Here is a 20,218-nt window from a genome sequence, read left to right as displayed (position 1 = left end):
GGTTTTGATCTAATATTATAGTATAATCAAAGTTATTACACGGTCAGAGTGCGACAAATGCTAAACAAAATTTGGCAATATATCAAGCGATTATTTCAACAACTACTGATTATTTTTCCCTTATTTCCCCAGGATAATAGCAGCCGTCGCACTCCTGTAGCGCCACCGCGTCTCACCCGGACTGATGCCGAATATGAGGCGATTTTTATGCAACTATTAGAAGAGGTAGATCGAGGCACTAGCAGCGGGAATGTGGCCGGGTTTTTGATGGTGAAAGGTGTTAAGGAGACGGAGTTAGCGGCTTGGTTGCGGCAGTTTGGTGAGAGGTTATTAGCAATTGATAACCCATCTATTACATCGCATCAGGAATTAGCGCGGCGGTTGGTATTGTTGAGTGAAATTCGCGGTGGGGAATTGGGAGGAGTTGCGGGGGAATTTGGTAAGAGGATTTTAGCTAAGTTTCCGCTGCCAATTGTTGAGGAAGATTGGCGGGGGAAGGTGATTGAGGCGGTGTTTGTTGGGGATGGTTTGGGAAGAGAAATTAACGGCAAAGGTGCAGAGGACGCAGAGGGAAATTAAGATGGTTAATCAAAAGGCTGAGGAGTGGTTTAGTCGGGGATATTTGCAATATGAAAAAGGGGATTTTGAAGGTGCGATCGCCTTTTACAAGAAAGCCATTGGCATCCAACCTGACTTCTACAAAGTTTGGTATAATTGGGGTGAGGCGCTGTATGAATTAGGGCAATATAAGGAAGCGATCGCTGCTTACGACAAAGGGATTGAATTTAAGCCTGACTTGTACCAAGCTTGGTATAGCCGAGGTAATGTGCTGTATCGCTTACGGCGATTGGGAGAAGCGATCGCTTCTTTTGACAAATCTTTAGCCATTCAACCAGACTACCATGAAGCTTGGTATAACCGGGGCGTTGCACTGGGAAAATTCGGAGATTTTGAAGACGCGATCGCATCTTTTGACAAAGCTTTAGCGATTCAACCAGACTACCACGAAGCTTGGTATAACCGGGGCGTGGCACTGGGAAAATTAGGGCGATTTGAAGGCGCGATCGCTTCTTACGACAAAGCTTTAGTTATTAAACCAGACTACCACGAAGCTTGGTATAACCGGGGCATGGCACTGGGAAAATTAGGGCAATTTGAAGGCGCGATCGCTGCTTACGACAAAGCTATTGAATTGAAAATCGACAAGCACGAAGCTTGGAATAATCGGGGGATTGCGCTGAAAAACTTAGGGCGATTTGAAGACGCGATCGCCTCTTACGATCGAGCGATTGAATTGAAAATCGACAAGCACGAAGCTTGGATAAATAGGGGGATTGCGTTGAATAGCTTAGAGCGATTTGAGGACGCGATCGCCTCTTTTGACAAGGCTTTAGCTATTAAACCAGACTACCACGAAGCTTGGAATAACCGGGGCGTTGCCCTGAGACAGTTAGGAGACTTAGAAGGTGCGATCGCGTCTTTTGACAAAGCCTTAGTTATTAAACCGGATTACCAAGAAGCTTGGCATAACCGGAGTATGGCAATTAGTGAATTATCCGATCGATAAAACACTTATTTTCCGAGTAAAATCTCGGAGGTTGGATGAACAAACTCAGTCTTTATGAAAAATGGGATTATAGTATAATCAAATTCATTAGACTGCCAGAGTGCGACAAATACTAAACAAAATAGACGGCGCAAAGGGAAAAGGAGATGATTAATGAAGATGCTGATGCGTGGTTTAATCGGGGATATTTGCAATATGAGAGAGGGGATTTAGAAGGTGCGATCGCCTCTTACAACAAAGCGATTGAATTCAAACCTGACGACGACGTAGCTTGGTATAACCGGGGTGGGGCGCTGAAAAAATTAGGGCGAAATGAAGAAGCGATCGCCTGTTTTGACCAAGCTATTAAATTCCAACCTGGCTGCCACCAAGCTTGGAATAACCGAGGTTTGGTGCTGTATGAATTAGGGCGAATTGAAGAAGCGATTGCATCTTATAAGCAAGCCATTAAATTCAAACCTAACTTCCACGAAGCTTGGAATAACCGAGGTTTTGCGCTGTTCAAATTAGAGCGATTTGAAGAAGCGATCGCCTGTTTTGACGAAGCGTTAGTTATTAAACGTGACGACCACAAAGTTTGGAATAACCGAGGTATTGCACTGGCACACTTCGGAAACTTGGAAGCTGCGCTCGCCTCTTTTGACCAAGCTTTAGCCATTAAATCTGACTTCTACCAAGCTTGGAATAACCGGGGTATTCTACTTTGCGATCAATTAGGGCAATATGAAGAAGCGCTCGCCTCTTTTGACCAAGCTATTAAATTTAAACCCGACTACCACGATGCGTGGTATAACCGAGGTATTGCACTAGGACATTTAGAAGATTTTGAAGGTGCGATCAACTCTTTTGACAAAGCTTTAGCCATTAAGCCAGACTACTACAGCTCCCTAAGTTTAGAGAAAACTGCAACAGTGAAACAATTACAACGAGATCATACAGATTCATTTCGTCGCTTTATTGCTAAAACCCAAAAGCCAATTCAGAAAAAAATACTTCAATATCAATTAGAAAAATTTCAACAGTTAACAGTAGATATACTCCTTCAATCTGGGGAATTAATAAAAGCTATAAACACCGCAGAAGAGGGGAAAAATGCTTTCTTATCTTGGCTATTCAGCGATGAGTATTCACCCAAATATACCGAAATTCAGCAACTTTTAAACCCTGCAATAGCCTCCGTTTACTGGCATCTCAGCCCTTACGCCCTCCACACCTTTATCATTAAATCTGGGGAATCTACACCTATCGTTATCGAGTCAGAAATAGATTCTTTAACTCGCCTAGATGAATTTGAAAAATGGGTGAAAAAGTGGAATCAAGAATATGCCAAAGGCAAAGGAGAGAAACAGGAAGGCGGGGCGCAAACTTGGCGCGATAACTTGGAAGAAACCCTCAAAGAGTTGGGCAATATTCTCAATATTGCGACCATAGAAGAGGCAGTAAAGGGGATTAAGAACTTAATTTTAATTCCCCATCGGGACTTACTTCGGTTTCCCATTCATGCTTTATTTGGTGATGAGTTCATCATCAGCTATTTGCCTAGTGCGAAACTTGGTTTAGGGTTAGCTGAAAAGCAAAAAGATGGGCTGGCTAATAAAGTTAAGTTACTGAGTATTGAACACCCAAAAAGCGAAAGCGAATATGAAGAGAAAAACTTACTAGATTTGCCATTTGCGAATGTTGAGTCCGAGTACATTTGCCGATTCTTCCCCAACAATCAACGCCTCGCCAGAGGAGCCGTAACCCTAGCGGAAGTCGAAAAACACCTATTAGACAACTACTCAATTATTCACTTTACTGGGCACGCTTCTTACAACTTCCACACCCCCAGCAAATCGGCTTTCTGCCTCACCGGGAAACAACGGCTGAGAGTTGAGAATATCCTCGAAATGGATCTCAGCCAATGCGAATTAGTCAGCCTTTCCGCCTGCGAAACCGCCATCACTGGCAACCAAACTATTACCACTGAATATGTCGGTTTAGTCAGCGCCTTTTTGAGTCGTGGAGTCTCCCGCGTCGCCAGTACCCTGTGGACAGTACAATCAGATGCAGCAGGCTTAGTAATGATGAAATTCTATCAACTACGGCAAGACAAATCAGACGTAGAAGCCTTGAATGAAGCTGCTCGCTGGCTGCGCGACTTAACCGCTGGTAAATTAGTAGAATGGTATCAAGCTATAATGGAAGAGTTGCCCAAAGATTCCTCTATCCGCCCCGATATTCGGGCTGCACTCTTTAGAGCGAGAAAGCAAACACCCGATCTGAAACTTTATGCACACCCTTACTACTGGGCACCGTTTATAATAACAGGTATCACCCGATAAATCTTGCCAAATATGGAAGCCTTACAGATTACACAAATAGCCTTGATAACTGCTCTCAGCCAATTAAAAGAGCCGCTATCTGACGAGCAGCAAACTGACCTCGCTAGTATTAATCTCAATCAGATTAATGAACTAGATCAATTTGCCGAAAAGTATCCCGCCTTTGATCAAATTTACCAAGATGCTCGTGCTATCTTAGAAGTGCCAGCCGTTGAGCGAAGCAAATCAGATTTTCCAATTATAGATAATGAAAGCGAAGGGATGACAACAGAAATTAGCAATATTGTCGAGCAATTAGAAAAAAAAGATAGTGGAGATTTCAGTAAAATGCTCGATACAATCTTAAAGGCTGGCGATCCCAGAAAAACAGCTCAAGAGGAACTACAATCAAGAAATATTTTAATTTCCCATGACGGGACAGTAGCATGACCGAGTTAATTTATCCCACTGTCAATCTATTCCTCTATGACTTGCGCGATGGTTTAGGGCAAAATCAAGAAATTGCCCTAAACTGCCGCCAGTTTTGGCGGAAAATTGACCCCGAAATAGATCGGCAGATTCAGGAGTTAGTTGCTGTAAATCCCGATCGAGAAAAAGTTCAATTAGTTAAATATGAAATCGCCTATTCTCTCGATAAAAAACTAAAAGAATTAGGGGAAAAAGAAAACTCGGAAGCCGAATTTGTGCAACTTTATGCCAAGAGATTTGATGAAGACGAACCAGGTTTAGATGGCTATTACTTTGCAACTCAGTTAGGTGATACTTATGCTCTGCAAGTCGATAGCTCTGGAACTTACGCCGATTATAATAGTAAACGAAAAAATAATATTGAGCAGCCTATAGCTCAATTGCAAGAGAATAAAAAAATCATCATTTCTCATCTCAATCATCACCCAAATAGTACCGAACTCGATAGCGATAAGCGCGGAACTATGGGGCAAACTTGGCTAGTATGGGGGCAATTAGCAAATAATCATGATGCTCTCAGCGTCGCTCAAGAATGCTATCAAAAACTAAGTCCTAATTCTAGCTGGAAGCTACCCGAATTTAAAGATCCTGGGCAACTTCTAGGAGCAAATATATATGAATATTGGCACGTTCCTACTAATTGGGGGCAAAAGTGGGAGGAGTTCAGCCAAGAGAATTATCATCTAATTATTTGCTTATTTCCTGCTAGTCAAACTCCTGACGAAATTGTTAAAAATAGAGCTGAAATTCAAAAGATTTATTTTGACTTGACACGCCTGTTGTCTTATCGGCATAAGGTCGTATGGGCTTACTGTCAAAGTCGCTACCTGAAAGCACACCTTAAGCAAAAATCTGCTGAAGTTAAGTTGATGATCGATTCCGTAAAGCAACTGCCAAATCAAATTAAATCTCAAGGCTTGGATTTGCAAGAATTAGAAGAAAATTTGACAAAAGCCTTACCATTGTTGTCAGAATATGCTATTCAATTAAAGAGCCTAGAAATTCAATTGCGGACAATCAAAAGCAATCTAGGAAATTATAAAAAGCGGCTAAAAAAGTTAGAGGAAAAACCCAATACTAAGCTAGATTTGTTGGAAAAATTTGCAGCCTTTGCAGAGGAGAAGTACCAGGAACAAATAGAGAGCGATTTGGCAAGTCTTAATCCAGATTTAACCTTAATTGAAAATTTAATTAGCACCTTGAGAGGTATTATTGATATTGAGCAAACAAAGAGCGATCGCGCTTTAAATACTACAATCTTTATTGCCAGTACAGGCCTCGCCGCCAGTGGGATAACTGCTACCTTAGTTTCAACTCAGGTATATTCTCCCCAAAACAAAGATAATACTATGACCCTATCTAGTGCTATTTGGTGGTCTATTGGGATAACCTTCTGGGTCATAGTATCCGCCATCATATTTTTTAGCATTCCCCGCTTCTTCCGTCCCCGTTCGTAATAATTTTGCCACCTCATACTTAACCCGCCGGGGGTTAAAACCCCCGTCTAATAGCGAAAGTCGGTTAAAACCGACTGAAGATCAGAAAGTTTTTAGTCCTCTTCAGAGGACTTTCTCTATGAGACAGGGGTTTCAACCCCTGGCCGTCATTGCGAAGCGAAGCAATTCTCTTGCGCCTTGCAATTGCATCGCTTCCCAATGACATGATTACATTTATTTCAGGACTTACGCACCCAACCAAAGAAACCGGGTTTTTTTACGAAAATACTTCGTTATGACCCACAGATTCTCTCAAAAACCCGGTTTCTGGGACTCCCTGCGTAAGTCTTATATTTATATCCGACTACTGAGCAGTCTGTAAGTGGAGAGTAGGATAATCAGTGTAACCCTTCTCATCACCCCCATAGAAAGTAGAGCGATCGTAAGGATTTAAAGGCACATTCAAAGCAAACCGTTCCGCTAAATCAGGATTAGAAATATACCATCTGCCAAAAGCAATCAAATCCGCATCTCCCCTCGCGATCGCAGCATCAGCCAATTCCCGATTATAGCCCCCCGCCGAAACGATCGTTCCCTGGAAAATAGAACGGAAATAGGCCGTGTTTAAGTTCGCCTTCTCCTCAGCCACACCCTCATAAGCTCTCGGTTCCACCAAGTGCAAATAAGCCAGCCCAAAACGGTTCAAAGCGTTAACAACGTAAGTAAACAAAGCTTTAGGATTAGAATCGTTCATACCGTTAAAAGTACCGCCAGGTGACAAGCGCACACCCACTCGATCGGCACCCCAAACACTCGTCACTGCTTCCACTACTTCCAACAGTAAACGGCTACGATTCTCGATCGAGCCGCCGTAAGCATCTTGACGATGGTTAGCATTATCTTGAAGGAACTGATCGAGCAAATAGCCATTAGCGCTGTGGATTTCTACCCCATCAAAACCCGCCGCGATCGCATTTTGGGCAGCACTGCGATATAGCTCCACAATCCCAGGAATTTCATCAATTTCCAAAGCGCGAGGCGTAACATAAGGCTTAGGCCCAGAATAAGTAGATGCTTCACCTTCAGGCGCGATCGCGCTTGGCGCTACCGGCAAAGCTCCCTCCGGCTGTAGATCGGGATGCGAAATCCGCCCAACGTGCCACAATTGTATGAAAATGCGACCCCCGTGACTATGCACAGCCTCCGTCACCAGTCGCCAACCTTCCACCTGCTCAGACGAATAAATCCCCGGTGTTTGAGGATAACCCAAGCCTTCAGGAGCAATTTGCGAAGCTTCCGTAATTATTAATCCCGCACCCGCCCGCTGAGTATAATAAGTTACATTCATCTTACCGGGTACATTACCCGCTTCAGCCCGGTTGCGAGTTAAGGGAGCCATAACCAGTCGGTTAGGCAAAGAATAAGGGCCAACTTGAACAGGCGAAAGAACGTTTTTCTCAGTAGCAGCCATAGTATCCTCTGTGAAAGAGCAATATCGATCGAGTAATTACAGACAGACAGGCAATCTCAAATCCGGCTTTACTACCCCCTTTATTGTCATTGCGAGCAAAGCGAAGCAATCGCAGAGACTAGACTAGGCGATTGCTTCGCTTCGCTCGCAATGACGGATTGTTGCTAATAAAGGGGGTGACTAACCTAGATTTGGTATTACCCATTGATTCTTTGAGTCCGCGCAGGCGGACTTCGTTTGTGTAGTAGCGGTTTCAACCGCCGACTGCTGCAATGAAGTAGTCAAACAACCATTTAACTAAAAAGTTTAATCACTTTGCCACCAATAGTCAAGTAGTTATTTAACTATTTCATAAAAGCCTCTAGCAGCGTAAGATAGAGATAACCACCAACTTAAATTCCCCACACCAACTCCTGATGACGGATAGTTGCGACGACTTCCAAGCGATACCTCTCCCAGTGCCCGCCAAAAGTGACGCTGAGCTCCGAGTGAGGATTTTTGCTGCACTTTCCGACCCCACACGCTTGCGAATTGTTGAGCTTCTAGCCAAGCAGGGGGAAATGAGCAGTTCAGAAATTGCTGCTGCTGTCGGAATTAGCCTCGCCTTATTTTGCCATCACTCTAAAACTTTGGCCGGGGCCGGTCTAATCCAAATTCGCAAAGAAGGTCAGACTAAGTACAATTCCTTAAATCGCGAATTGCTGATCTGTTGTTTTGGTAGCTTCTTTCAATAATTGAGTTTCACCTCTCCCCTACAAGGAGTTAGGTCTTTATCAAAAATAGGATAATCTCTAAATTGCTTACTGTCAATCACAGAAATTTAATGTGACCAGTATCACAAAAAAACCAAAGATCGATCGCTCGATCGCGCCGACTTCGCTCACAAATTCCATTGAGAAGTATCACCTATCTTTAAGTAGTTGAATCACTAGAGTGCTTGGGAAAATGCGACATATTAGAATTGTCGAGTTCCAATCAACACTATGCAAGCTCAAGCTCTCCAAGCTGACCGCGCGATCGCCGAACTGTTCTACCACGTCTGTCAATCCGGGAAACTGACTCGCACTGACCGCTACGGTCTAATGTTTGCACTCTTAGAGTGTGGCCTCAGCGAAGAGGATCGAGCCGCGATCGATCGCCTCATTCACGCCACCCGCCGAGGTTGGGTAACAATTTTAGATTAATTTCCTAGCTAGCAAATAGAGTTAATTATTTCTTATCTCTATCATCTTCTGACCTTATCAATTGCTGTAAATAATTCACTCAATTAACTATGTGGGAAAAAATAATCTTTCAATCCGGTCATAACCCGGTTGCTCGCAGCAACCGGGTTTTTTAACGTTCATTAGAAGCCACAATCCTATCCAGTCTTAAGCAAAACTGTGTACCTTTGATATCGATCACAAACTTAGATTGATATGAATCACTAGCTCAGCCATAAATTATCACTTTGGTAGAGGCGTTCAATCACATTATTTGATATAGAAACCAGTCAAACTATAAAAAGTGAGTTACAAGAAAATCTAATGATGGCTCAAGCGCTTTTACCTCAATTTACTATTGCCGAGCTAGTTTTTCAGGTGTATCACTCTGGTCTATTGACTCGAAATCACCGGCAACAGCTCAGGACTGCACTCCTAGAACAAGCTCTCACAGAAGAAGATCAAACCGCCATTAACCGATTACTCCACGCTGTTCGCCGGGGTTGGCTGAAAGTAGTTGATTAAATTTAACCAGAAATCTAGTCCCTTCTTACCAAGATCGAACCAACAATCGGAACTGAGACACTCCTAAATTTTATTTACTCCGCATCGCGAGCGGTAAGAGGCAGACTTAAAGGTTTTTACCGGAAAGTCTGCCTCATCAGTCCATATATATGCTTAAAATATATTTCTACCTTCTCAATAACACCAGGGATGAGCGACCTTTACGTTTCTTGGTCAGAGTACCATCAGAAAATTGAGTGCCTAGCAGCAAACATTTATCAATCTCAATGGGAATTTAATCAAATTGTCTGCCTTGCTAGGGGCGGGATGCGGATTGGCGATATTCTATCGCGGATTTATAATTTACCTCTAGCAATTTTAGCTACTTCGTCTTACGGTGGATCGGGGGGTCAAGTGCGCGGTGAGATCAAATTTTCACGCGATTTAACTATGACGACCGCTAATTTAGGGACTCATGTTTTGTTGGTAGATGATTTAGTAGATTCAGGTATCAGTTTAGAGCAGAGTCTGATTTGGCTAAACACTCACTATGGTTCGGATATCAAAGAAATCCGTACTGCTGTCCTTTGGTACAAAGCTTGTTCGGTGGCAAAGCCTGACTACTATGTAGATTATTTAGCGGATAATCCCTGGATTCATCAACCTTTTGAACCCTATGAGAAAATGAATCCGGCTGATTTAGCAGTAGCCTTTGTGGGCTAATTAGCAATCTAAAGACTCGTTCGTTTCCCACTTACCGAACTTTTTTATGACTATTTCTCAAGTTGCATCCTGTTCTCTGGTTGAAATCGCCATCCAAACCCGCCAAGCTGCGCGATCGCTGGCAGTATTATCGACCGAGGCAAAAAATCAAGCCATCGAAGCGATCGCGCAAGCCTTAGAAACAGCAGCCCCAGAAATCTTAGCAGCGAATGCGGCTGATTGCCAAGCGGCAGAGGCTGACGGCATTGCCAAGCCGCTATACAATCGGCTGAAGTTAGACGCAGTGAAATTGCAAGGCGCGATCGCTGGTGTTCGAGATGTTGGCAAACTCGCCGATCCTGTTGGTGTCGTACAAATTAATCGCGAATTAGACCAAGGCTTAATTCTGAAGCGCATCACTTGTCCTTTAGGCGTTTTAGGAATCATTTTTGAAGCCCGCCCAGAGGCATTAATTCAAATAGTATCTCTCGCCATTAAATCAGGAAATGGCGTAATTCTCAAAGGTGGTAAAGAGGCGATTCGTTCTTGCGAAATCTTAGTAAAAATCATTCATAAAGCATTAGTTAAAACTGCCGTCAATCCCGAAGCAGTTCAGTTACTAACCACGCGGGAAGAAACTTTAGAAATGTTGCGTTTAGATGGTTATGTTGATTTAATTATTCCCAGAGGTTCTAACTCGTTTGTACGATTTGTCCAAGAAAATACTCGTATTCCCGTATTAGGTCATGCTGAGGGAATTTGTCATTTATATGTGGACAAAGCCGCAGACTTTAACAAAGCCGTAGTAATTACAATTGACGCTAAAACTCAATATCCAGCCGCTTGTAATGCCATTGAAACCTTATTAGTTCACAGTGCAATAGCCGCTGAGTTTTTGCCGATAGTTGCCCAGGCTTTACAAGCTGTGAAAGTAGAATTATTGGGCGATCCAAAAACCTGTGAAATTTTACTGATTGCAGCCGCAACCGAGGCAGATTGGTCAACAGAGTACAGCGATTCGATCCTATCTATTAAAATTGTCGATAGCTTAGAAGCGGCAATTAATCACATAAATACCTACGGTTCTAGGCACACAGATGCGATCGTTACTGAAGATATAGAAGCCGCTGAGACATTTTTAAATCAAGTCGATGCAGCCGGAGTTTATCACAATTGTTCGACTCGTTTTGCTGACGGTTTCCGCTATGGATTTGGTGCAGAAGTGGGGATTAGCACTCAGCAAATGCCACCTCGCGGGCCCGTTGGTTTAGAGGGGTTGGTGACATATAAATATCGAGTTGTTGGGGATGGTCAGATTGCGGCGAGTTATGTTGGTAAAGATGCGAAAGAGTTTACTCATAGGGATTTGTAAAATAATCACTTTGATGTCAGGGACTAGGGAAAGAGGGGGAGCGGGGGAGCAGGGGAGCAGGGGGAGCGGGGGGAGCGGGGGGAGATGGGGGGAGATGGAGGAGGATGGGGGAGAGTGGGGGGAGATGGGGTAATTAGCAATTAGCCATTAGCCATTAGCAATTAGCAATTATAGGACTTATGCTCAGGGCTCCAGAAACCGGGTTTTTGAGAGAATCTGCGGGTAAAAACGAAGTATTTTCGTCAAAAAACCCGGTTTCTTTAGTTGGGTGCGTAACTCCTGAATTACCAATTACCAATTACCAATTACCAATTACCAATTACCAATTAGCTCTGAAGATAAGTATACCTACTGAGGCTACGCTCATAGTTTTGCAGCAAAAGTTGGGCTTCAGCAAGAGTGATTTTATTTTGCTGCAAAGCTTGTTCTGTCTGGCGGCGGATGCTTTCAACTAGACTCTCCGAATCGTATTGTACATAGCCAAGCACTTCTTTCATTGTGTCGCCTTTAACAACGTGCTCGATTTTGAAACCAGACGGAGTTAGTTGGATATGGACAGTGTTAGCATCGCCAAATAGGTTGTGCAAATTGCCCATGATTTCCTGATAGGCTCCGCCCAGAAATAGAGCCAAATAATAAGGTTCTCCTGTCTTAATTTTGTGCAGTTCTAAAACTGGCTTGACATCTCGTAAATCGATAAACTGGTCAATTTTGCCGTCGCTATCGCAGGTTAAATCTGCGAGAATTCCCCGTTGAGTTGGTTCTTCGTCAAGGCGATGGACGGGCATAATTGGGAATAGCTGATTAATCGCCCAACTGTCTGGTGCTGACTGGAACACTGACAGGTTAATGTAGTAAATAGAAGCCATGATTTTTTCCAAGTCTTCTAAGTCATCAGGTACATAGTCTTTCTGACGTGCAATCGCTTGGATTTTCTCACAGCAAGCCCAGTAAAGCCGCTCTGTTTTTGCTCGCTCAGCAATTCCCAAATACCCCAAGTTAAATAAGCTAATTGCTTCTTCCTTAAACTGGATGGCATCGTGATAAACTTCTTGGTAGTTTTCCTCGTTAATTGACTGATAAATTTCGTAAAGATTACGAGGAATTAGATGCTCGTCTTCACCTACAGGTTCAACTATTTCTCTAGGGACATCGCTGGTTCCTAGTACGTCAAAAATTAACACTGATTGGTGAGAGGCAATGGCTCTGCCACTTTCGCTAATTAAAATTGGAACGGGCAATTTACGCTCGTCGCAAGCATCTTTAACCCCTGCTACTACGTCATTAGCGTAGTTCTGCATATTGTAATTTTTAGAGGCGTGAAAGTTCGTTTTAGAGCCATCATAGTCAACTCCCAGCCCGCCGCCGACATCAAGATACTTCATATTGGCTCCTAATTTAGCCAACTCGACGTAAATGTGGCTAGCTTCGCGGATGGCTTCTTTGATGATGCTAATTGATGAAATTTGAGAGCCAATATGAAAGTGCAATAGTTGTAAACAATCCAGCATTTCTGCCGATCGCAATTCGTCAACTGCACGCATGATTTCGGGGATAGTTAAACCAAATTTAGCGCGATCGCCTGTAGAATTTCCCCAATGACCAATGCCTTTAGTGCTGAGTTTGGCTCTAACACCTAATACTGGCTTAATTCCCAAAGCTTTACCAGCTTCGATGGCGAGTTGGACTTCCTCAATTTGCTCGAGGACAATTACCGAAGTTTGACCTAAACGCTGTGCTAGTATGGCTGTTTCTACATATTCTCGGTCTTTATAGCCGTTGCAAATTAACATTGCACCGGGCGTTTTTAGGGTGGCCAAAGCGATCATTAATTCTGGCTTAGAACCTGCTTCTAAGCCGAAATAGTGCGGCTGACCAAACCTGACTAAATCTTCTACTAAGTGGCGGTGTTGGTTGCACTTGACGGGAAATACGCCGCGATATACGTTTTTGTAGTTATAACGGGCGATCGCTTTGGCAAAACAGGAATTTAAGCGCTCGATCCGATCTTCCAGAATATCCGAAAAGCGGATCAACAAAGGCAGACCCAGACTCCGCTGTTTGAGGGATTCTACCAGATCGTACAAGTCTAGGGAACCACCGCGATCGCCCTTGGGAGACACTGTAATGTGACCCGCTGCGTTAATCGAAAAGTAGGGTTCACCCCAGCCTTGAATGCGATACAGTTTCTCGCTATCCTCAATTTTCCAAGACTTTTGTGGCGGTATGGTCGCAATCGCAGTAACCACAGGGATAGCAATATCGGAGTTAGGGGTCGTGGTGGGGGCACTCATCGGATCGGGAACCTCACAGCAATTAGTTGAATAGATAGTTTAACTTATTCGGCTTGCTGCGATCGCCCCATGACACGCAATTATATAACCGGACTTACGCACGATCGCAGTACGGCCACCATCCTGGCGGTAAGAATACCGCGCCTGGAAAGAAACTAGGCGGTTGAAACCGCATCTACACACACAAAACCCGCCTGCGCGGGTTTAAAAAGGTCTGATTTTCCTTTAGTCCGCGTAGGCGGACTTTGTTTGTGTAGCCGCGAATTCTATTCGCCAGGCCTTAAGTAATACTAAAAGAAAGAGCTACTACTAAGAGCAGTTGGATTCACATTATAAACCACTCCCAAATAATCATTACCCGATTTAATTGCCGTTGATACTACAGCATTCGCACCATCTAAAACTACATTAACTGACTCAAAGGTTAGTTCGCTGAAAGTAACACCTATTAACTGAATTTTATCATCAGAGGTGAAGTCAGCGATCGCATCAGCGCGATCGGGATTATTGGGGAGATATTCTAAGACAAAGGTATCATTACCTTCACCACCTGTAAGGACATCAAAACCAGCATCGCCATTCAGGAGATCGTTACCCGCGCCGCCAGATAAGACATCATCTTGCTTACCACCGCGCAGAGTATCATTACCATCGCCACCTAGCAACAGATCGTTTCCATTATTCCCACTTACAAAATCGTTATCAATACCACCATCTAGCGAGTCAGAACCTTTACCGCCAAATAATTGATCGTCACCACCTTTACCTACTAAATTATCTTCTCCTTGATTACCAAAATAGGTATTTGGTAATTCTGAACCTGTTAAGGAGTCGCTACCAGAAAGAGCAAAAATGGTTAAATCTAATACTGATGATGGGATGCTGGTATCTATGCCATCTGTGAGTAAGTAAACATCACCTAATAGAGTATTTTCTGGTAAACCCGATGGATTGTTAATTGATACCGATGGTTTGGGTATAGCAATCTCTATTGTTACATTTGTTGGTGTTGGTGTTGACGTTGGTGTTGTTTCTATCGGTGTTAATGCTACAGTTGTTGGTGTTGGTGTTAAACTTGTTGGCGTTGGCGTTGGTGTTGATGTTACAGTTGTTGGCGTTGGCGTTGGTATTGTTGAGGGATTAGTTGCATTAAAAATTTGTCCATCTAATGCTGTACCCGTGTTTTCTGTAACTAAATCGTCAAGTGGTTTTTGACCCGCACCAAAATCCTTAAAGTCTTGAGTTGTTGCGCCTAAAGCAACTTTTTGGACTAATGCTAATTGTTTTTGCAATTCAGTAGGATCGGTATTAGATGCGATCGCATCCACAACTCGCTGATTAGACGCTGCTATCACCTGCGCCAGTGCGGGTGCGGCCGCTGATACCTCTTGGGAGTTAAAATTAGGATCGATCGCCTTCACCCGCTCTGCTACCTTTGCTATTAACGCCGCAAATTGTTCAGGTTGGGTTAAATCTAAGGATACTCCCGTTTGGACGACATCCGCGATCGCACTCACTATTTCCCCAACAGCATCACCCACAGAAAGACTACTTGCGCCTTCAATCAATCCCGCAATTTGAGTAATCGAGTTTTGCGCTTGAATCATCGCGCTTAATACCGATGTCGCACCTGGGTAGTTAGCTTTAGTCGCAGCAATCGGATCGAATTGATTAATCGGAATATCGCTAGGAATGCCGAAAGCGCTAGTAACTTCGGTATTAGCTTCATTCACAGTTAAACCGCGATCGGCTAATTCAGCTAAGATGCTAGTTAGTAAAGTAATTACTTGTGAATCTGGTGTTGCTTTCAACGGAGTTTCTAACGGTAAACCCGTCCCGATGTCGATACCGCCAAAAGCCGCTAAATTACCTTCACTGGGATCGAGTTTCCCATTATTATTAGTGTCAAAAGTGCTATAATCTATATCAAAACCAAAAGCACCTTGACCGTCAGTTATCCCTTTGGGTTCGTTCGGATCGATGATGCCATTTTTGTTAGCATCCAAGAAAACATTAGCACCAGAAATATAATCATCAATCACAAAACCCGTGCAATTCCAGCCTACAAGCTCTAATAACTCACTAACACTCTTACCATTATTGTCAGTAGCTTTAACTTCTACCCATTGTGGTAAAGATAAATTCTTTCCTGGTACTTGACTGAGAGTGCGAGTAGTGGGGTCAAAATTTAGCGAAGCATTCGGCCCGTCAAAGATTCCGGGAATAGTAGTGACGGAAGCATTTTCTGTTTTACGCTTGTATTGGCCCCCATTTACGCCTTGCGTCCAGATATAATCTTGTCCATAATCAACAGAATTATTATCTAAGGCGGTGACTTCATAGGTAATAGTATCGCCTGGATCTGGATCGATAAATGTGTCAGCAGCAAAGGTAAAAGCGGTATTGCTAGAAAATCCACTAACAGCACTTTGAGTCCATATTGGGTTATAGACGATTGGCGCTTGGTTGTTAAAAGAGGGTGTAGGCGTTGGTGTTATTGATGGTGTTGGTGTTGGCGTTATTGTTGGTGTTGGTGTTGGCGTATTTGTTGGAGTTGGTGTTGGCGTAGATGTAGGAATTGGTGTTGGAGTTGGAGTTACTGATGGCGTAGGAATTGGTGTTGGAGTTGGCGTATTTGTTGGAGTTGGTGTTGATGTTACCGATGGAGTTGGCGTGGGAATTGGTGTCGGAATTGGTGTCGGTGTTGGCGTAGGAGTTGGAGTTGATGTAGGAATTGGAGTGGGAATTGGAGTGGGAATTGGAGTGGGAATTGGAGTGGGAATCGGCGTAGGAATTGGTGTCGGAACCGGCGCTGCAATATTAACGTTAAAACTTCCTAAACTGGTAGCAGCAGCAAGATTGCCTAGACTATCTTTAACCTGACTTCCTTGCAAATTAACAGTGTAAGTTCCATTATCAGCTTCATCCCAACTTCCGCTAGGAGGAGTAAATGAATAAGTAGCTGTCCGAGGCGTACCATTACTATTAACATCAACACTGACAAAACTAGCTGGAATATTACCGCCAGACCAATTTATCAAAACATCAGAACTATCTAAACTTGAAACATCAACAACATCATTATCGCTAAAAGTGACAGTCAAACTTTGACTGGTTCCTCCCGCTGTCGTAATATCCGAAATAGCATTCAAACTGCCAGTTGGCCCAGTCCTGTCAATGTCGTAAACTTGTCCTGTTAAATTACCATTGCCAGTACCAGTACCGCCTAATGCCACAGCCAAACTATTTGTAATGCTGTCATCATCGGTCAAATTTAACCCAATTGTACCGCTACCCGTACCTGTGTTAACTTCCAGTTGGTAAGTCTTAGCATCGACTGGGGTTAAAGTGCCAATGGATGCACCAATTACACCAGTTGGTACTAAAGTAAAGTCAGAAACATCAACGCCTGTAACATCTTGAGAAAACTTAATTTCGTAGGTAGCAGTAGCCGCAATAGTGGGAGATGCAGCTAGGCGGTTAATGGATATAACTGTGGGGATTGTCGGATCGTAGGTAACGCTATTGTCGGTGCTGGTACTAGCAGTATTGTTATTACTTGCTGAATCGGTAACGCCGTTAGCTTTAATACTAGCAATGACATTCCCGTTACCTGTCATGCCATTGACTGCGACGTTGTAAACAGAGCCACTACCTGTAATAGTTGGTGTTAATGTTCCCGTTGCGGTACTGGTAGTTAAGTCAATATCGGTGGCATCAAAACCTGTGACTGGTTCGCTAAATGTGACGGTAAAATTGATAGGTGAAGTTGATGCCGGATCGGTTTGTCCTGATGCTTGGTTAATGGTGACGGTGGGTGCGGTGGTGTCAATTACTAATGCTTTATTCGCACCTAAAGAATTTGCTGCGCCGGGAGTGGGTAAGGTTAGAGTAGCATCATTATTGGTCGCATTCTTAATAGTACCGCCGCTTAAAGATAAGGCAGTTGTGGAAGGATAGTCTAAGTCAGCGCTGTTATCACCTGCTGTAACTGCGTACTGGAATGTTAAGGTGTTGCTACCGCTGCCTGAGAGGTAATTAGCAACAGGAGTTACACCTGATAAGCTAAGTTTCGGTGTACCTGTGACGTTAACTATTTCAGAGAATTGAACGCTGATGTCAATGTTTGTGCCGATGCCGTAAGTGCCGTCTGCGGTGGTAGCGCTGACGTTGGTAATGGTGGGAGCGGGTAAGGGGTCAATAGTGATGTCGGCGGTTTCAGTAACGCTACTAAAAACGCTGGATGTGGTGTTATTAGTTCGATCTGTGGTGTAGTCGGCGGTACTGCCATTTGTGCCAGTAATTTGATCCCAGGCGGCAAAGGTTATGGCATTTGTGAGAGTGCCGTTATAAGTTGGATTGGGAACAAATCGGATTTTGGTGTTGGCATCACTCGCTAATAGTAAGGCGTTGGTGGCTGAAACTGCTGGGGCGTTATTCCAGGTTGTGCCATCGGTGGTGTATTGCCAATTGCCGTTAGCCGTATCTAATGCGGTGATGGCAATGCCTTGGGAGGCGCTAGCGTTGGGATCGGATATCTGTGCGCCGCCGAGGTTGGCGATGATGGTGGAGATTAATGTACCTGTACTGTTGCTGTCGTTTTGAGTTTGGGCGTTGAGAGTGGGTGCGCCGCTGCTATCCAGTACGGGGGAGTCGTTGACGAGGACGTTAACAGAGATCGGGCTGCTGATGCCGCTGCTGTCTTTGGCGGTGTAGGTGAAGGTGTCGATGCCGTTGAAGTTGGCGTTGGGGGTGTAGAGAATGTCTCTTTTGGGGTCGATCGCGATCGCATTGACCTGATTATTCACATTCGGATTGAAGGTGGCATCGGCCACACCAGTTGTGGGGTCTAACTTAGCGACTCTGTTGCGGGTTTGTCCGCCGATGGTGTTGAAAACGCCCCCCACTATGAGGTTGCCACTGCTGTCAAAGGCGATCTGATTGATAGCACCATTCGCATTCGGGTTAAAGGTAGCATCGGCAGTACCAGTTGTGGGGTCTAATTTGGCGATACTGTTGCGGGCTTGTCCACCGATATTGTTGAAAAAGCCGCCTACATAGGGGTTGCCACTGCTGTCAACGGCGATCTCATAAACACTATTATCTGCATTCGGGTTAAAGGTAGCATCGGCAGCACCAGTTGTAGGGTCTAATTTGGCGATACGGTTGCGGGTTTGTCCGTCGATGTTGGTGAAATGGCCGACTATATAGGGATTGCCACTGGTGTTAAAGGCGATTGCTAAGACAGTATTATTCGCATTGGGGTTGAAGGTAGCATTAGCGGCACCTGTTGTGGGGTCTAACTTGGCGATTTTGTTGCGGGGTTGTGCGCCGACGGTGGTGAATTCGCCGCCCACTATGGGGTTGCCACTGCTGTCTAGGGCGAACTTTTCGATCCTACCATCCGCGTTCGGGTTGAAGGTGGCATCGGCAGCACCAGTTGTGGGGTTTAATTTAGCGACCCTGTTGCGGCTTTGTCCGTCGATAATGCTGAAAATGCCCCCCACTATGAGGTTGCCACTGCTGTCTATGGCGATCGCTTCGACATTAGCATTCGCGTTCGGGTTGAAGGTAGCATCGGCAGCACCAGTTGTGGGGTTTAATTTGACGATTTTGTTGCGGGTTTGTCCGCCGATAGTGAAGAAAGCGCCACCCACATAGGGGTTGCCACTGCTGTCTATGGCGATCGCTTGGACATCGGAACTTGCATTCGGGTTGAAGGTGCTATCTAACGTCCCATCGCTATTCAATCGAGCTATTCTGTTGCGGGTTTGTCCACCGATGCTGGTGAAATAGCCGCCCACATAAATCCAGTCATTAATAATTGCTGTGCCATTAGTAGGGCCGCTAACAATACTTTCGACATTCAGCCTTCCGGTTCCAGTGTCATTGGCTAAAACATCGATCTGCATGGAAGTTGGAGTACCGCTGACAAGGACACCTTTGTTATCAGCCGTGCCTGTTGGCGCTAAGGTGTAACTGTAACTAGGAACCTTCAGAGATTGGGTTTCTACGTTCCCGATTTTTACTTCTAATTCCCAGTCTCCCCCTAATGCTTTATTCCCCGTTTTGTTATTCGATGCGGCAATATCTGCCCCTGTTAATTGATGCAGGTTTTGGATAAATTGTAATCCGGTTTCTGTTGCCGCTACATCGCAGCCATATAATAGAATCTCGCCATTTTCAGTTAGGGCATTTCCCCACTGTTTTAGCTGAGTGCTGAATTTTTCTATATTATTCCCATTGAGCCCCTCTGCACCGATTTGTAAACTGCCTGGGCTGCCGTGTGAAAGGATATGCAGCGCTTCAATATCTTTTTTATTAGCTAAGGCTGCTGTAATTTGCTCGATACCGCTTAAATTTTCATTTAAGATCGTAATTTCAGCGCCATTAATCTCTGAAATCAAGCTTTGATAATCTTGTACAGAAGAGTCAACAAAGATAACTTGCTTATTCACGATGAATCACCTTGTTAGTTTTTGTTAGGTCTTGTTAACACTAATCAGGTTGCAAAGGGATATAGGCAGTAAAAATGGTTATAATCAATTTCCGTTTTTGTGCGCGGGAAATCAACAATAAAATTTGATTTTATTAGTTTATCGCTACCCAATTATCGAATTATATTAGATTTTCTACAGATGAAAACCGTAAATATACAGATAAAAGCAGTACATTTACTTGAATTTTTCTATGTAAAATTACGGAGAGAGCGAAGAAAACCTGTAATAATAATTCACATATATTTAGCAACGTTTATAGTATAATTGTTTACCTTTTTTGTATGAGTCCGAGCGAAGTATTTTCGTCAAAAAACCCGGTTTCTTTGGTTGGGTACTAAAGTCCTGGGAACTTCGGCTATAAAATGAAATAGAGACGCG

13 protein-coding genes are annotated in these 20,218 nt (G+C 44.0%); 10 read left to right on the top strand and 3 right to left on the bottom strand.

What is annotated here, in order from left to right:
- The first annotated feature begins 57 nt into the window (after window positions 1–57).
- The 5 genes from OSCIL6407_RS0126725 to OSCIL6407_RS0126705 all read left to right on the top strand — a co-directional run bounded on the left by OSCIL6407_RS0126725 (window position 58) and on the right by OSCIL6407_RS0126705 (window position 5,816).
- Window positions 58–579, top strand: coding sequence for a hypothetical protein (locus OSCIL6407_RS0126725; RefSeq protein WP_007357951.1), 522 nt, complete (start codon window positions 58–60; stop codon window positions 577–579).
- Between the two features lies 1 nt (window position 580).
- The gene (locus tag OSCIL6407_RS0126720; RefSeq protein WP_007357952.1) at window positions 581–1,567 is read left to right on the top strand and encodes a tetratricopeptide repeat protein; all 987 of its coding nucleotides are present in this window, start codon (window positions 581–583) and stop codon (window positions 1,565–1,567) included.
- Between the two features lie 146 nt (window positions 1,568–1,713).
- Window positions 1,714–3,891: a CHAT domain-containing protein gene (locus OSCIL6407_RS0126715; RefSeq protein ID WP_007357953.1), complete on the top strand. Its 2,178-nt coding sequence runs from the start codon at window positions 1,714–1,716 to the stop codon at window positions 3,889–3,891.
- Window positions 3,892–3,903: 12 nt separating this feature from the next.
- A complete protein-coding gene (locus OSCIL6407_RS0126710) occupies window positions 3,904–4,320 on the top strand; it encodes a hypothetical protein (RefSeq protein ID WP_007357954.1) in 417 nt (138 codons plus the stop codon).
- Window positions 4,317–5,816, top strand: coding sequence for a hypothetical protein (locus OSCIL6407_RS0126705; RefSeq protein WP_007357955.1), 1,500 nt, complete (start codon window positions 4,317–4,319; stop codon window positions 5,814–5,816). Before OSCIL6407_RS0126710 ends, OSCIL6407_RS0126705 begins: the two co-directional genes overlap by 4 nt.
- A gap of 343 nt (window positions 5,817–6,159) precedes the next feature.
- Here OSCIL6407_RS0126705 and OSCIL6407_RS0126700 read toward each other — a convergent pair whose 3' ends face one another.
- A complete protein-coding gene (locus OSCIL6407_RS0126700) occupies window positions 6,160–7,266 on the bottom strand; it encodes an alkene reductase (protein ID WP_007357957.1) in 1,107 nt (368 codons plus the stop codon).
- A gap of 416 nt (window positions 7,267–7,682) precedes the next feature.
- Here OSCIL6407_RS0126700 and OSCIL6407_RS0126695 point away from each other — a divergent pair, with 416 nt between their 5' ends.
- The 5 genes from OSCIL6407_RS0126695 (at window position 7,683) to OSCIL6407_RS0126675 (ending at window position 11,046) form a co-directional block, all read left to right on the top strand.
- Window positions 7,683–8,000 carry an ArsR/SmtB family transcription factor gene (locus OSCIL6407_RS0126695; RefSeq protein WP_007357958.1) on the top strand — a complete coding sequence of 106 codons (318 nt, stop codon included), beginning with the start codon at window positions 7,683–7,685 and terminating at the stop codon, window positions 7,998–8,000.
- A 249-nt stretch (window positions 8,001–8,249) separates the two neighbouring features.
- Window positions 8,250–8,450: a hypothetical protein gene (locus OSCIL6407_RS0126690; protein WP_007357959.1), complete on the top strand. Its 201-nt coding sequence runs from the start codon at window positions 8,250–8,252 to the stop codon at window positions 8,448–8,450.
- A 342-nt stretch (window positions 8,451–8,792) separates the two neighbouring features.
- Entirely contained in the window at window positions 8,793–8,993 is a 201-nt protein-coding gene (locus OSCIL6407_RS0126685) for a hypothetical protein (protein WP_007357960.1), read from the top strand.
- A gap of 189 nt (window positions 8,994–9,182) precedes the next feature.
- Window positions 9,183–9,695, top strand: a complete 513-nt coding sequence (locus OSCIL6407_RS0126680; RefSeq protein ID WP_007357961.1) for a phosphoribosyltransferase — start codon at window positions 9,183–9,185, stop codon at window positions 9,693–9,695.
- 46 nt (window positions 9,696–9,741) lie between these two features.
- On the top strand, window positions 9,742–11,046 hold the full coding sequence (locus OSCIL6407_RS0126675) for a glutamate-5-semialdehyde dehydrogenase (protein ID WP_007357962.1): 1,305 nt from the start codon (window positions 9,742–9,744) through the stop codon (window positions 11,044–11,046).
- 326 nt (window positions 11,047–11,372) lie between these two features.
- Here the strand turns inward: OSCIL6407_RS0126675 and speA are convergent, their stop codons facing one another.
- Entirely contained in the window at window positions 11,373–13,340 is a 1,968-nt protein-coding gene (gene speA / locus OSCIL6407_RS0126665; RefSeq protein WP_007354569.1) for a biosynthetic arginine decarboxylase, read from the bottom strand.
- Between the two features lie 290 nt (window positions 13,341–13,630).
- Entirely contained in the window at window positions 13,631–19,798 is a 6,168-nt protein-coding gene (locus tag OSCIL6407_RS0126660) for a DUF4347 domain-containing protein (protein ID WP_007354568.1), read from the bottom strand.
- Window positions 19,799–20,218: the final 420 nt, after the last annotated feature.

Origin of the sequence: Kamptonema formosum PCC 6407 (assembly GCF_000332155.1) — a bacterium.
Taxonomy (GTDB): Bacteria; Cyanobacteriota; Cyanobacteriia; order Cyanobacteriales; family Microcoleaceae; genus Kamptonema; species Kamptonema formosum.
The sequence above is the reverse complement of the archived record's forward strand: the minus strand, read 5'-3'. Positions and strand labels throughout refer to the sequence as shown.